Source organism: Stieleria mannarensis, from assembly GCF_014154935.1.
Lineage (GTDB): Bacteria > Planctomycetota > Planctomycetia > Pirellulales > Pirellulaceae > Stieleria > Stieleria mannarensis.
In genome coordinates, this window is the sequence record NZ_JACEHH010000028.1 from 109,920 (window position 1) to 124,750 (window position 14,831).

The window sequence follows — 14,831 nt, forward strand, 5'->3', positions numbered from 1 at the left end:
CCGCGATGCTGCCTGCCAGGTAGGGTGACTTTGGGAAACCGCCCGTCGGTGGATCGGTGGGGTCCGATTGGACCCTACAGCGTCATCGTGACGGTGGTCGGGCCGCCGGGGGCGGATTGGATCGTCACGGTTTTTCCGACCAGGATCGCACGGCCTTGCATCGATCGGATCCCGAAACGGCTGGGATCGATTGCGGTGGGGGCAAACCCGCTGCCGTCGTCGACGATCTCCAGTCGGTCGGGCCGGCAGCGAATGGAAATTGTTTTGGCTTTGCCGTGGCGGGTGGCGTTTCGCAAGGCTTCGATCATCACGCGATAGGCGGTCGTTGCCACGTCGTGATCCCAATTCGGATCGCAAACCGGACTGGAATCGTCGATCGTCCAGGTGACCTCGCAGTCCTCGCCGCCGATTCGCCCGGCGGTGTCCTTTGCCGCGGCCAGCCACGACAGGTTGTTCAACTCGGGCGGATAGATCTGGGTCAGCAGGTTGCGACTGAGCGTTAACGCCTGTTGCAACCAATCGTCCGACTTGGCGATCCGTTCCAGCAGCCCGGGCACGTCTTCGGCGCTGGAGGGCTGGTCACCGGAGGTCCGCAGGGCGGCTTGTAGGTTAGCCGACGCGGCAAAGATCAACGGGATCAGAAGGTCATGCAAATCGTGACCGATCTGGGCCCGTTCCAGGTCGATGATCTGGGCTGCGGTCAAACCCGAGGATTGCGATTGGGGATCCGTCGAGTCGCCGTTTCCTGTCACGTCGCCGGGTGAATTCAACCGAACCAACCTTTCTTTTCGAAACTCGCGATCGCCTTGTCTTCGCTGCCCTGGATGTCGAACAGCTTGTTCAGTTTGGTGATCTTGAACACTTCCAAGACGTTCGGGGACACCTCACAGAACTTCAGTGCCACGCCTTGAGCTTTGCAGCTTTTGTTCAGCATCACCAGTTTGGTGATCATCGCCGAGGACATGAAGGAGACGCCACGAAAGTTCAGCAACAACTTTTTGTGGATGGCTTGGGGAACGGCGTCTTGCAGCTCGCGACCGACTTGTTCGATCCGTTGGCTGTCCAAAATCTTGCTGTCCATGAATCCGACAACCAAGATTTCGCCGTTGTTTTCCGTAGTGGTGGCCGACATTGCGCGTGGTTCTGAGAGGGATGTGACGAGCAGAAGCCGGACGGCCGGTCGTGAAAACCGCCCCCGTCCAGCCGCTGTAGATTAGCAGCGTCCGCGGCCGCTCGCAATTCTCTGGCTAGCAAACCCGATCGGAGAGACCAAAATTTACGGGTCGGACTTTCGGAACACGCCTGTGGCGTTGACCATCACGGTGTTGACGGCTGGGTTGTACTGGGCCATTCCGGTGACATAAACGATGTCGCCTTTTTCCAGAGCCAGCCTCTGCCGCGAATCGCCTTCCAGCACGTTCCCGTCGCTGCCCTTGAACTGCACGATCGCCCGCGGCGCGTTTTCCAGCTTGCGTTTGCAGAACGGACAATTGTCGGCATGGTCGGGATCGCCTTCGCCGTGTCCCTCGTCGGGCAATTGGGAAATCATGAACGACAATTGTCCCGGCTGGAACGGATCAGCGTCGCCGGCGTCAATCCGGCCACCCAAGATGACCGAGACCGCTTGCTGTCCCGATTCCATGACCTCGGTCGGCGTCGAGATTTCTCCCTCAGGCATTTCCGCCAGCACCAACGACGTCTCGGTCGCTTGCGCGGGCTGCGAACTGGTCATCGTGGTGTCCTGGGAAACCGGGTCAGGGGCGTCGCCACAACCGGTCGCCAGCACGCAGATCAAGACGCCACACGTCAGCAGGATCGCGGTGGAGAAAAATCGAGACATTACTTGGCTTCCTTTTTCAAGGTTTCGATCGCCTTGTCGATCGACTCGCTGACGTCGTCGTACGTCTTGCCTTTGCTCTTGCTTTCTTCGCTGCCGTGCATCCCTTGGTCGACGGCCGTGAAATCATCCAGCAGCGATTCAACGGCGGCGGCCGCCGCGGTTTTTTGTTCGGAGTCGTCCATCGCGTTGATCATGTTCTCGGTCGCGATCAGGACTTCGCCGATGTGGTGCAGCGGGCCGTGGGCCGCGTCGGCATCGCCGTCGGCAAACTCATCGCGAATCGTGTCACGCAACGATTCGATTTCTTCGAGCGCTTCGGCCAGTGATTCGAAATCATGGCTGTGATCATCGGCGTGATCGTCACCGTGGTCGTGGCCTTCGTGATCGCCGTGGTCGTGGTCTCCATGATCATGGTCGCCGTGATCGTGGTCGCCGTGATCGTGGTCGCCGTGATCGTGACCATCGTGATCGGCATCAGACGCCTCGGTCACCGTCGTTGTCGATTTGTCTTGGCAGCCCGGCAGGACGGCGAAACCGAAAGCGGCAAGAAGTCCCAGTGTCAGGGAGAACGATTTGGAAGTCATGGAAATGGGTTCCGGGGAGTAAAGAGGGGGCGGCCTCGCGTGCCTTTTACATTATCACGTACTACGCCGCCGTGGCCAATCGGTTCGCCGGTTTGCGTGTGCGGCAATCGGGTGGGAGGCAGAATGATTCGGGGCAGAATGATGGGGGCAAGACAATGGTAGGATTTTCGCCTGCCGTTCAGATCGTGTCGGCTGGGAAACTGAGGGGCAGGATCATGACTTGATCATTCTGCCCCGTATCATTCTGCCTTCTTTCTTTCCCAGATTGCCTGACCCGGTCGAAACTATTTGCGGTTGTTGCGTCGGCGGTCGGATTCCTTGAGCAGGATCTTGCGCAGGCGGATATTTTCCGGGGTGACTTCGACCAATTCGTCATCCTCGATGTATTCCAGTGCTGCTTCCAGCGACATGTCGCGTGGCGGTTTCAGGATCACGTTTTCGTCGCTTCCCGAGGCCCGCATGTTGGTCAGTTTCTTTTCGCGACAGGGGTTCACGTTCATGTCGTTGTCGCGGGCATTTTCGCCCACGATCATGCCCTCATAGACCTCCACGCCGGGGCCGACGAACAGGTCACTGCGGTCCTGCAGGGCGAACAGGGCAAACGGCATCGTTTTTCCGGAAACCATCGAGATCAAAACGCCGTTGGCGCGCCGCGGCACTTCGGGCTCGACCGGCCGATAGCTGTCGAAACGATGGTGAATCACGGCGGTCCCGCGGGTAGCGTTCAGCAATCGCGTTCGCAACCCGATCAGACCGCGCGAGGGGATCGTGAATCGCAGCAAGCTGTATTCGCCGCGCTGCTTCATTTCTTCCAGTGTCCCGCGTCGCAACCCGACCAACTCCATCACCGGGCCCATCGCTTCGGTGGGAACTTCCACCCGCAGCGATTCGAAGGGCTCGTGGGGCTTTCCGTCGATATCGCGGTTGATGACCCGCGGTTTGCCGACACTCAACTCGAACCCTTCGCGGCGCATCGTTTCGATCAAGATCGCCAGGTGCAGCACGCCGCGTCCCTTGACCGCATAGGCCTCCGTCCCCGGAATCATCTCCACCCGCAGGGCGACGTTGCGTTCAAGTTCCTTTTCCAGCCGAGCCTTGATCTGCCGTGTGGTCACGTACTTGCCTTCGCGGCCGGCCATCGGCGAGGAGTTGACGGCGAACACCATTTCCAGCGTCGGTTCATCGACGGCGGGCCGCGGGAAGGCGTTGTCCGCGTCGACTGCGGAAACGGTGTCACCGATTTCGACGTTTTCCAGCCCTTCGATCGCCACGATGTCGCCGGCGCTGGCGACGTCGGTTTTGACTCGGCCCAAGTTATTAAAAACGTACAAGCCGGCGACCTTCTGTTTGACCGGGCCGTCCTTTTGATGCAGCTCGATCGTCTGTCCGGCGCGGATTTGTCCCGCTTCGATCCGTCCGACCGCGATTCGGCCGACGTATTCGCTCCAGTCCAACGTCGTCACCAACATCCGCAGCGGCGACTCGGCGTCGATTTCCGGACCTGGCAGGTGGTCGACCAGCAAGTCCAGCAGCGGCCGCATGTTCTCGGTCGGCTGGTCGGGGTCGGTTGTCGCGTAGCCTTCTTTCGCACTGGCAAACACGTACGCGACGGAATCCAGTTGGTCTTCCCCCCCCAGATCGGCCAGCAACTCCAACGCCTCATCCAACGCGTCGGGCGAGCGCGCGTCGGGACGGTCGATCTTGTTGACCACGATGATCGGTTTGACACCGGCGGCCAACGCCTTTTCCAACACATAACGTGTCTGCGGCATCGGGCCTTCGGCCGCGTCGACCAACACCAAGCATCCGTCGGCCATCGTCACCACACGCTCCACTTCACCGCCGAAGTCCGCGTGCCCGGGGGTGTCGATCAAGTTGATCTTCACGTCGCGATAGGGGATCGCAATGTTTTTGGACAGAATCGTGATCCCACGTTCCCGTTCCAAGTCGTTCGAATCCAAAATCCGTTCGCCCTTCAATTCGGCATCGCGGAACTGCCCGCTTTGCCGCAACAAGCAATCAACGAGCGTGGTTTTTCCGTGGTCAACGTGGGCGATGATGACAACGTTTCGAATATCGGTGCGGCGATCGGCCAAAGTGGATTGGGTCACGAAATAACACTTGCAGGGGGTGGGAGACAACTCAGTACGATCTGAAGATTTGCAACAACCGTTGGAGTCGCAGCGAGGAAAAGAAAGACCTTTTCTGACAGATAGTGAATACGGTTGGGCGATTTCTCGCTAGACCTTTCCCGTCGTGTGTCTGTCAGCTTCGCTAGGCGTTCGCACTGGCGTTTCGTGGACCCTAAACAGATCGCCAGGGTCGCTCGCCCTTCCGCTGATCGGTGTACCGTTGCGAGTTATGGTCAGCTATGTAATATTCCCTGACCAAAGACATGGCAGTTTTCGTCGCCCACTGATGTGGGCATTTGCTCGCGGCTTGCTTGTGAAAAAAATCACAAAGTGTCCCTTGTCGGTGAGATCTTTGTCAGTTCGATTTTCGTCAGCTGGATATTGTCTGCTTGGTTTTTCAGTGCCTGAGCTTGTTTCGGCGCTTGTTTTTTAGTCTCCGTGCGCGTCCAACCGTTTTTCGAAGCCTATGATCACGATCAAAGAAGGATTGGATCTCCCGATCCTCGGCACCCCCGCCCAGCACATCGAAGTTGCCAAGCCGGTCACGAAAGTGGCGTTGGTCGGCGACGATTACATCGGCATGAAGCCCACGATGTTGGTGGCCCCGGGAGACAAGGTGAAGCTGGGCCAGCCGCTGTTTACCGACAAAAAAACCGAGGGCGTGACCTACACGTCTCCCGCGGCCGGCACGGTTGCGGACGTGATTCGCGGTGAAAAGCGCAAGTTCGAAGCGGTGGTGATCGACGTCGATCCCTCGCCTTCGGAATCCGACGCGGTCAAATTTGAAGTCGGTGACGTCAATTCGATGGACGCGGCCGCGTTGACCGAATTGTTGGTCACCAGCGGTTTGTGGACGTCGCTGCGAACCCGCCCCTACGGCAAGGTTCCGGTGCCGGGAACCAAGCCGAGTTCGATTTTTGTCCAAGCGATCGACACCAACCCGTTGGCGGCGTGTCCGGCCACCGCGATGGCCGACCGCAAGGATCAATTCATTCTGGGGCTGACGGCGATCACCAAGCTGACCGACGGTGCAGTCCACGTCTGCAAGGCACCCGGGTCGGAGATTCCCGGCGGTGCGGTCGAAGGTGTCACGGTGACCGAGTTCGGCGGCCCCCACCCGGCGGGTCTGGTCGGCACGCACATCCACGAACTGGACCCGGTCGGTCCGAACAAGTCGGTGTGGTACCTGGGTTATCAAGACGTGATGGCGATCGGTGCCCTGCTGACGACGGGCACGCTGGATGTTCGCCGCGTGATTTCGCTGGCCGGCCCGGTGATCGGCAAACCGCGGTTGCTGGAAACGCGTCTCGGGGCCGACATCAGCCAGCTGACCGAGGGCGAGTACGACGCCGGAGCAAGCGTGCGTCCGATTTCCGGTTCGGTGCTTTGTGGACGCAACGCCAAACCCCCGCACAACTTTTTGGGCCGCTACCACACACAGATCTCGGTGATCGCCGAAGGTGACGAGCGCGAATTTCTGGGTTGGCAAAAGCCCGGGTTTGACAAGTTCAGCACGACTCGCGTGTTCGCCTCGTCGATGTTGCCGAACCAAAAATTCGCCTTCACCACCAGCACCGGCGGCAGCGAGCGGGCGATGGTGCCGCTGGGGACTTATGAAAAAGTCATGCCGCTGGATATCCTGCCGACGCAATTGCTGCGTGCGTTGATCGTCCGCGACACCGACCAGGCGCAGCAATTGGGCGTCCTGGAACTGGAAGAGGAAGACTTGGCGTTATGCACGTTTGTCTGTCCCGGAAAATATGAATATGGCTCGTTGCTTCGCGAAAACCTGACCACGATCGAGCGTGAAGGCTGATCGGGAGCGTTGAAATCATTTAGGCGGACACGGCTCCGAGCAGCCGAACCGTTCCATTTACTCAGAAAAAACCGTTATTGGGCAAGACTGACCAATGAAAGCACTCCGCGCTGCTCTGGACAAGGTCCATCCGCTTTTTGACAAAGGCGGACCGCTGCAGATCGCGTATCCGGTGTACGAATCGATTGACACGTTTCTGTACACGCCGGGCGAAACCACTCACGGGCAAACGCACGTGCGTGACAACATCGATCTGAAGCGAATGATGATCACCGTCGTGATGGCTTTGGTGCCCGCGACGCTCTTTGGAATGTGGAACGTCGGCTACCAGGCCAACACCGCCATCCAGCGGGCCGCCGAGGCCGGTGAACGCTACGTCGGCGATTGGCACTACACCATCCACAACGCGATCGGGTTCACCAACGACCCGGGAAGCATTGCCGACTGCATGGTGCTCGGTGCGATCTTTTTCATCCCGATCTACTTCGTTTGCATGTTCGTCGGTGGCCACATCGAAATGGTCTTTAGTGTCCTGCGGGGCCACGAGATCAACGAAGGCTTTCTGGTCACCGGATTGCTGTTCCCGCTGACGTTGCCGGCATCGATTCCGCTGTGGCAGGTGGCCGTCGGGATCGCGTTCGGCGTGATCGTGGCCAAGGAGGTGTTCGGCGGCACGGGCCGTAACTTCCTGAATGTGGCCCTGACCAGTCGCGCGTTCCTGTACTTTGCCCACGCCGGTCAAATCAGCGGCGACAAAGTTTGGACGGCCGTGGACGGGTTCAGCGGTGCGACCGCCTTGGGCCAGATGGCCGTGGCCACGCCAGATCCGGCGGGAGAGACCAATGCGGCGTTGGCGTCGCTGGAATCGGTCAACTATTCCCTCGGTGTTTCCGACCCGGTCACCTGGACCGAGCCGATCACCTGGACGAGCGCGTTTCTGGGAACGGTCCAAGGATGTGTCGGCGAAACCAGCACGCTGATGTGCTTGATCGGGGCTGCGATTCTGATCGGCGCCGGAATCGGATCTTGGAAAATCATGGCCGGTGTGTTGGGCGGCGTCGCTGCGACCTCGCTGTTGCTAAACGGTGTCACGACCGGCACCAACCCGATGATGAGCGTGCCGTTTTACTGGCACTTTGTCATCGGCGGTTTGGCGTTCGGGTTGGTGTTCATGGCCACCGACCCGGTCAGTGCGTCGATGACCGAAAAGGGGAAATGGATTTATGGCGCGTTGATCGGTTTCATGACCGTGTTGATTCGCTGTATCAACCCGGCGTTCCCCGAAGGCATCATGTTGGCCATTCTGTTCGGCAACGTGTTCGCACCCTTGATCGATTACTTCGTTGTTTCCGCAAACGTTCGCCGGAGGATGGCACGCTATGTCACAACGTGATTCCACTGTTAATACCCTGCTGACGGCGACCATTTTGTGTGTCGTTTGCTCGCTGGTCGTCAGCGTCGCCGCTGTCGGACTGAAGGGCAAGCAGGAAGAAAATAAGATGCTCGATCGCCAGAAGAACATTCTGGATGCCGCAGGGCTATCGATCGGGGAGTTCGGAAAACCGGCCAGCGAGCTCTCGCGAGAGCAAATCGACGAACTGTACGCTTGGGTCAGCGAGGAATTGGTCGATCTGCAAACCGGCGAATTTGTCACCGACATGGACACCGCGGCGTACGACCCGCGTGAAGCGGCCGAAAAAGCGGATTCCAGCGTCGAAATCGGTGAAACGCCGTACGATCCCGGCGTCGGCCGCCGCGAAAAAGTGGCCAAGGTTTACTTCGTCAAAAAGCCCGGCACCAACCAGTTTCAACAGGTCGTGCTGCCGGTTTATGGCAAAGGCCTTTGGTCCACGCTGTACGGTTACCTGGCGCTGAAGAATGACTTGGAAACGATCCAGGGTTTGACGTTCTACCAGCATGCCGAAACGCCCGGCTTGGGTGGCGAAGTCGACAACCCGGCCTGGAAGGCGCAGTGGGAAGACCAAAAGCTGTACAACGAAAACGGTGAACCGGCCGCGATGGTTTACAAGGGCACCGCACCGGAAGGCAATCCTTACGCGGTGGACGGGTTGTCCGGAGCGACCATTACCAGCCGAGGCGTGACGAACCTGTTGCGTTACTGGGCCAGCGAGGATGGATACGGACCATTCTTGTCACAACTTAAAAACAGCACGTCGGAGACATCGGGGTCCTGAGAAATGGCTGCACAAACTACAAAATCTGTGATCGTCGATCCGTTGGTCGACAATAACCCGATCGCCCTGCAAATCCTGGGGATTTGTAGTGCCTTGGCGGTGACGACGAAGATGGAAACGTCGATCGTGATGGCCATCGCGGTGATCGCCGTGACGGCGTTCAGCAACTTGGCCGTCAGTGCGATCCGGGCGTACATCCCCAGCAGCATCCGGATCATCGTGCAAATGACGGTGATCGCCTCGCTGGTGATCGTCGTCGACCAGGTGCTCAAGGCTTACCTGTTCGACATCAGCAAACAGCTGTCCGTGTTCGTCGGATTGATCATTACCAACTGTATCGTGATGGGGCGTGCCGAAGGATTCGCGATGAAGAACGGCCCCTGGCTGAGTTTCTGGGACGGAATCGGAAACGGACTCGGTTACGGTCTGGTGCTGTTGTTCGTCGCCTTCTTCCGCGAACTACTTGGCAGCGGCACCTTGATGGGCTTTGTCATCCTGCCGCTGGACCGAAACGGCGGTTGGTACAACCCCAACAACTTGATGCTGTTGCCCCCGAGTGCGTTTTTCTTGATCGGCTTCCTGATTTGGTTGATCCGAGCATACAAACCGGAACAAATCGAAGAGTCCTGAGGAAACAACCATGTCAGAAATCATTGAAACCCATCTCAGCATCCTGCTCAAAGCGGTCTTCGTCGAAAACCTGGCGTTGGCGTTCTTCCTGGGGATGTGCACGTTCTTGGCGATCAGCAAGAACGTCAAAACGGCGATCGGTCTTGGCATCGCGGTGATTGTGATCGAAGCGATCACGGTGCCGGCCAACCAGTTCATCTACGCGTGGTTCCTGAAGAAAGGTGCCTTGACGTGGGCCGAGGGCTTTTTGCCGGTCTCGCCCGGCTACTTCGAATCGGTCGATCTGACGTTTCTGGGATTCATCAGCTACATCGGCGTGATCGCGGCGATGGTCCAGATCCTGGAAATGTTCTTGGACAAGTTCTTCCCCGCCCTCTACAACACCCTGGGGATCTTCTTGCCGTTGATCACGGTCAACTGTGCCATTCTGGGTGCGTCGCTGTTCATGCAGGAACGCAACTATTCGTTCGCCGAATCCTGCACCTATGGACTCGGTTGCGGGCTCGGCTGGGCGTTGGCGATCGCGGCGCTTGCCGGAATCCGAGAAAAAATGAAATACAGTGATGTCCCGCCGCCGCTTCGCGGTTTAGGAATCACGTTCATCACCGTCGGACTGATGGCACTGGCCTTCATGTCCTTCAGCGGAATCCAGCTGTAACGCTGCCTGCGATCCCTCCGCATCATCAACTTTGACAAGACGTCCTTTTAGAAACCTTAAAATAGTACCGATCCGAAATGGGCACCGTAATCCTTGGCATCGCAATGTTCACCCTGGTCGTGGTGGCATTGGTGGTCTTGATCCTGGGCGCGAAAGCGCAACTCGTCGCTTCTGGCCCGGTGAAGATCATGATCAATGACCAAAAAGAGATCGAGGTTCCCGCCGGCGGAAAGCTGTTGGGGGCGCTCGCCGACGCCGGCGTGTTCGTCTCCAGCGCCTGCGGCGGTGGTGGCACCTGTGCCCAGTGCAAGGTCAAGGTTCACGAGGGCGGCGGTGAGATCCTGGCGACCGAAAAGGACCACATTTCCAAGAAAGCCGCCCGCGAAGGCGAGCGTTTGTCCTGCCAAGTCGCTGTCAAGCAGGACATGAACGTCGAAGTCCCCGCCGAAGCCTTCGACACCAAGAAATGGGAATGCACCGTCCGCAGCAACCACAACGTGGCGACCTTCATCAAGGAGTTCGTGCTGGAGTTGCCCGAGGGAGAAGACGTCAATTTCAAGGCCGGCGGATACATCCAAATCGAATGCCCGCCGCACGTGGTCAACTACAAAGACTTTGACATCGAAGAAGAGTACCACGAGGACTGGGACAAGTACGACATCTGGCGGTTCGTTTCGAAGGTCGACGAGCCCGTGATTCGTGCTTACTCGATGGCCAACTACCCGGGCGAAAAAGGCATCATCATGCTGAACGTCCGCGTCGCCACCCCGCCGCCACGCAATCCCGAATTGCCGCCGGGGAAGATGAGCAGCTGGATCTTCAGCCTGAAACCCGGTGACAAGGCGACCATCAGCGGTCCCTACGGCGAGTTCTTCATCAAGGACTCCGACGCCGAAATGGTGTACATCGGTGGTGGGGCCGGGATGGCGCCGCTGCGAAGCCACATCTTTGAGCTGTTTAAACGCCAAGAAACAAACCGAAAGGTCAGTTACTGGTACGGCGGTCGAAGTCTCCGCGAGCTGTTCTACATCGATCACTTCCGCGATATCGAAGAAAAGTTCCCTAATTTCAAGTTCAACATCGCCCTTTCCGATCCGCTGCCCGAGGACAATTGGGACGGCTATCAAGGGTTCATCCACCAGGTGCTGTTGGACAATTACTTGAGCAAGCACCCGGCGCCCGAGGACATCGAGTATTACATCTGTGGCCCGCCGATGATGAACCAAGCGGTCTTCCGCATGCTCGACGATCTGGGTGTTGAACCCGAAAACATCGCCTACGACGACTTCGGCGGTTGAGCATCACGCCGCTACAATGTGGGATAGGCTTCCAGCCTGTCGATGAGTCAATGGCTGGCAGATATTCGGTCTCGCCTTTTGGTCCGAGTAAACGGTCGTGGGCGACGCAAGGAGTCCTCTCCGCTCGTAATCTGAATGGACTCGTCGCCTCGTCCACGACCGAAAAACGAAGCTGCGGTAGGCTGACGGAGTCGGCACCGCCAATTCCCCACTTTTGGTGATAAGAATGACGATCCAACAAACGCGGCGGGCACTATTGCTGGTCGCGTTTCTTTCTTCAGCAGCCGTCTGGTTCGGCAGCACAACAGCCACCGGCCAGGAAGCCACCGGCCAGGAAGCTTCCGGCCAGAACGATTCCGGCCCTCGCACAATTCGCGAGTTCCGTGGCAAGACGATGGGCACGACCTACATGGTCAAAGTCGCCGGTGCGGAGGCGGTGGACGACCAAACGCTGCGGTTTTCAATCGATGCCGAACTGAGACGTGTCAACGACCAGATGTCGACGTATCTGGAATCGTCCGAAATCTCTCAATTCAATCGTTCAACCAGCACCGATTGGTTCGATGTCAGCAGCGAGTTTGCCGCCGTGGTCGCCGAGGCCCAGTCGATCGCCGAAAAGACCGACGGCGCGTTCGACGTCACGGTCGCACCGTTGGTCAACGCCTGGAGTTTTGGGCCGACCGAACGCAGTCGAACCGTGCCCGACGCGGACACGCTGAAGCAAGTCATGGCGACCGTCGGCTACAAAAAGCTGGACGTCCGCATCGATCCGCCGGGATTGAAGAAGCAGATCCCCGAGTTGCAGATTGATCTTTCGTCGATCGCCAAGGGGCACGGCGTCGACCGAGTCGTCAATAAGTTGGACGAACTGGGGGCGAGCGACGTGTTTGTGGAAATCGGCGGCGAGGTGCGAACCAACGGCGACAAGCCGGGCGGGCCGTGGAAGGTCGGGATTCAGCTGCCCGACGCGGCCCGAGACACCGTGATGATCGCCCATGCGATGTTGATGAACGAAGCGGCGGGTAATGCGATGGCCACTTCCGGTGATTACCGCAACATGTATGTCGTCGACGGAAAACGATATTCACACACGATCGATCCGCGAACCGGCGCGCCGGTGGAACACGACCTCGCATCAGTGACCGTGATCGCAAAAACGTGCATGCAGGCCGACGGATGGGCGACCGCGTTGAACGTATTGGGACCGGACCCGGCGCTCGCGATCGCAGAACAGAATGACATCCACACCTTGCTCGTTTCGCGAACCGATGCCAAGGAGTATCAGATGGCAGGCACGGGAATTTTGGCACAGTACGCCCAGGCGGCGCCCGATGCCGCTGACAACACGAGTTGGCTGGAGGCGCTTGTGCCGATCGCCGTGATCACGTTTGGCGTTTTTTCGATTCTGTTGTTTGCGATGGCGATCGGAGTCGTTTTCGGGCGGCGCTCGATCAGCGGGTCGTGCGGCGGGTTGGCCAGCAAGACCAACGAAGACGGCAGCACCAGTTGCTCCTTGTGCAGCAACCCCTCGGATGCCTGCAAGGAACTACGCGACAAAATGGCCGCCGGCAAGTCGGAGTAGTTGGTTTACTAGCCCGAAGCGTGAGCGAGGGGCACCCGTCGCACCGACAGGCTGGAAGCCTATCCCACAACCCTAGCGCAGCATCTGCCACAACCGCTGATCCAACAGCGAATCGGCCACCAAGACCGCGCCGGTGAAATCTTGCTCGCGGGTGTGTTCGTTGGGGATCGCGACGACGCTTGCTCCCGCAGCAACCCCCGCGGCGCACCCATTGCCGCTGTCCTCGAGGACCAGCATGCGGTGGGGTTGGAGCCCGAATCGCGCGGCCGCGGTGGAATACATTTCCGGGTGGGGCTTACCATTTCGGACATCGTCCCCGGTCAACACGAAGGTCAGCGACTTGCGCCAATGTAGCTCGGCGAAGATGATGTCGACCCATTTCCGGCGGCTGCTGGTGGTCAGCGCGAATGGGACCCCGCTGGATTGCAGATGTCCGATCCAGTCCTCCAGTCCCGGCATCGGACGGAGTAGCTGCGGCAGCAGGTTGCCGTACAGATCGTCCGATTCGGCCAGCAAGTCTTCGGCTGAATCGTCCAGGGAGTGAAAATCAATCATTTCCTGAACCGCCGCGGTCCCGATCCGCCCCATCATGCGTGCCTGCAGGGCCGAACTGTAGCGGTGTCCACGTCGTTGCAGGATCGTGTCACCGACCTGCCAGTAAATCCGTTCGGTGTCAAACAGCAATCCGTCCATGTCCAACGCCACGCCGGCCACCTCGGGAAGGGTATCGCCGCGATCGCCGTCGCTACCGTCGGACTTCTGGATCGGTTCAAATACTCGCTGTGGGCGGCTCGCCATCTGTTTCCTTTTTTCGCTCTTTGCGTGATTCCCGTGTCTGAATCGGTTGACCGAATTCTTACCAACTGGTCCATCGATGGAACAGGCCCACTTACCAAGGGGGCGAGCGAAGTCAGTACGTCCGGCTGGATCGACGACAACGCAGCCCATTGGTCGATCGAGCCGTTCGTGCCGATCGAAACGCAAACGCTGGTCGAATATTTGTGCCACCGGGCACGGGAATCCGCCGAGCTGGATGCGGAGGGACAATCGCGTTTCGATGGCGCGATCCGCCAGATCACCGAACACGTCCAGGCCAAAACGTCGCGGTACCACGCCCAGTTTTCGGATCGGTACCACGCCATGGATCCCGACAGCGACTGCAAGATCCCGGTCGATCTGCAGAATGATCAGGTCGCCGACGACTCACAACAGCTGATGGAACTGTGCGATGAAATCCTGACCGATGCGGCCTACAAAAAGCTGACCCAGGATGACATCGAAAAATGCGTCGGCGTGTCGAGTCACTGGGGCGTGCCGATGACCGCGAATTTCGGACTCTTTCAACACTTGGCCGTCTATGCCCGCGGCGACATCATCGGCCGACGTTGCAAGCGACGCCTACAAAACCTGTACCGCATGGAGATGGTCGATGTCGCGATCTACCAGCGGCTGGTCGTGTTGTTTCAACTGGCCGAAGACCATGAACGGGGCGAAATGCTCGCCGCCGGGCAGTTTCATTTGCGGATTTTTAAAAACATTCCCAAGCAGGACGTGGACATGCTGCTGCCGGGAACCCGCGTCCGGCTCAGCAAACTCGATCGCGTCAAAGTGATCGCGCCCAGTCTGGGCGGTTGGTTGCTGTCGTTGCAAAAGATCTCGCGGTTCGTGCTCGTCACGCTCGCCCTGGCCGCCTACTACTCGACCGCCCTGGTGATCGGATTGATCCTGGCCGCGATCGGTTACTGTGTGAAAAGCTTCTTCAGCTACTTTCAAACGAAAAACCGCTACCTGCTGGATCTGACGCGGAACCTGTACTTCCAAAAACTGGACACCAACGCCGGCGCCGCATTTCAAATCATCCAACAAGCCGGCCGCCAATCAACCAACGAGGCCACGTTGGCCTACTACGCGCTGGCGACTGAATCTGAACCGATCAGCCGCCGTCGGCTACGGCGCAAATGCGAACGGTTGATCCGCGAAGCGATCGACGTCGAAATCGACTTTCAAGTCGATCGCGCGATCGAGACGCTCGTGCAACTCGGTTTGGCGACAGAAACGGCCGACAAAATCGACATCAACAAAACAATTCGACACCC

At 58.6% G+C, this 14,831-nt stretch carries 14 protein-coding genes; 8 read left to right on the forward strand and 6 right to left on the reverse strand.

Annotated features, from left to right (window positions below; translation table 11 throughout):
* Positions 1-74: 74 nt before the first annotated feature.
* The 5 genes from H1B37_RS19340 to typA all read right to left on the reverse strand — a co-directional run bounded on the left by H1B37_RS19340 (position 75) and on the right by typA (position 4,535).
* Positions 75-770, reverse strand: a complete 696-nt coding sequence (locus tag H1B37_RS19340; RefSeq protein WP_182868304.1) for a sensor histidine kinase — start codon at positions 768-770, stop codon at positions 75-77.
* Positions 767-1,132, reverse strand: coding sequence for an STAS domain-containing protein (locus H1B37_RS19345; RefSeq protein WP_147868462.1), 366 nt, complete (start codon positions 1,130-1,132; stop codon positions 767-769). The genes H1B37_RS19340 and H1B37_RS19345 overlap by 4 nt, the downstream gene beginning before the upstream one ends.
* Positions 1,133-1,276: 144 nt before the next feature.
* A complete protein-coding gene (locus H1B37_RS19350) occupies positions 1,277-1,840 on the reverse strand; it encodes a hypothetical protein (RefSeq protein WP_182868305.1) in 564 nt (187 codons plus the stop codon).
* Positions 1,840-2,424: a hypothetical protein gene (locus tag H1B37_RS19355; protein WP_182868306.1), complete on the reverse strand. Its 585-nt coding sequence runs from the start codon at positions 2,422-2,424 to the stop codon at positions 1,840-1,842. The genes H1B37_RS19350 and H1B37_RS19355 overlap by 1 nt, the downstream gene beginning before the upstream one ends.
* Before the next feature lie 284 nt (positions 2,425-2,708).
* Entirely contained in the window at positions 2,709-4,535 is a 1,827-nt protein-coding gene (gene typA / locus H1B37_RS19360) for a translational GTPase TypA (RefSeq protein WP_353620867.1), read from the reverse strand.
* A 487-nt stretch (positions 4,536-5,022) separates the two neighbouring features.
* Between typA and H1B37_RS19365 the strand changes: the two genes are divergently transcribed.
* From H1B37_RS19365 to H1B37_RS19395, 7 genes are all read left to right on the forward strand, one after another.
* Positions 5,023-6,372 (forward strand): Na(+)-translocating NADH-quinone reductase subunit A, encoded by a 1,350-nt coding sequence (locus H1B37_RS19365; protein ID WP_182868308.1) that lies wholly within the window; start codon positions 5,023-5,025, stop codon positions 6,370-6,372.
* A gap of 94 nt (positions 6,373-6,466) precedes the next feature.
* Positions 6,467-7,765, forward strand: a complete 1,299-nt coding sequence (locus H1B37_RS19370) for an NADH:ubiquinone reductase (Na(+)-transporting) subunit B (protein ID WP_182868309.1) — start codon at positions 6,467-6,469, stop codon at positions 7,763-7,765.
* Positions 7,752-8,567 carry a Na(+)-translocating NADH-quinone reductase subunit C gene (locus tag H1B37_RS19375; protein WP_182868310.1) on the forward strand — a complete coding sequence of 272 codons (816 nt, stop codon included), beginning with the start codon at positions 7,752-7,754 and terminating at the stop codon, positions 8,565-8,567. Before H1B37_RS19370 ends, H1B37_RS19375 begins: the two co-directional genes overlap by 14 nt.
* Before the next feature lie 3 nt (positions 8,568-8,570).
* Entirely contained in the window at positions 8,571-9,197 is a 627-nt protein-coding gene (locus H1B37_RS19380; protein WP_182868311.1) for an NADH:ubiquinone reductase (Na(+)-transporting) subunit D, read from the forward strand.
* A gap of 19 nt (positions 9,198-9,216) precedes the next feature.
* Entirely contained in the window at positions 9,217-9,855 is a 639-nt protein-coding gene (gene nqrE / locus H1B37_RS19385; protein WP_182868321.1) for an NADH:ubiquinone reductase (Na(+)-transporting) subunit E, read from the forward strand.
* Between the two features lie 77 nt (positions 9,856-9,932).
* The gene (nqrF, locus tag H1B37_RS19390) at positions 9,933-11,153 is read left to right on the forward strand and encodes an NADH:ubiquinone reductase (Na(+)-transporting) subunit F (RefSeq protein WP_182868312.1); all 1,221 of its coding nucleotides are present in this window, start codon (positions 9,933-9,935) and stop codon (positions 11,151-11,153) included.
* A 226-nt stretch (positions 11,154-11,379) separates the two neighbouring features.
* On the forward strand, positions 11,380-12,735 hold the full coding sequence (locus tag H1B37_RS19395) for an FAD:protein FMN transferase (RefSeq protein WP_182868313.1): 1,356 nt from the start codon (positions 11,380-11,382) through the stop codon (positions 12,733-12,735).
* Between the two features lie 72 nt (positions 12,736-12,807).
* Here the strand turns inward: H1B37_RS19395 and H1B37_RS19400 are convergent, their stop codons facing one another.
* The gene (locus H1B37_RS19400) at positions 12,808-13,533 is read right to left on the reverse strand and encodes an HAD family hydrolase (protein WP_182868314.1); all 726 of its coding nucleotides are present in this window, start codon (positions 13,531-13,533) and stop codon (positions 12,808-12,810) included.
* A gap of 33 nt (positions 13,534-13,566) precedes the next feature.
* On the opposite strand from H1B37_RS19400, the gene H1B37_RS34460 reads away from it, so the two are divergent.
* The coding region (locus H1B37_RS34460; RefSeq protein WP_182868315.1) for a DUF3754 domain-containing protein at positions 13,567-14,831 on the forward strand (1,265 nt) is incomplete at its 3' end.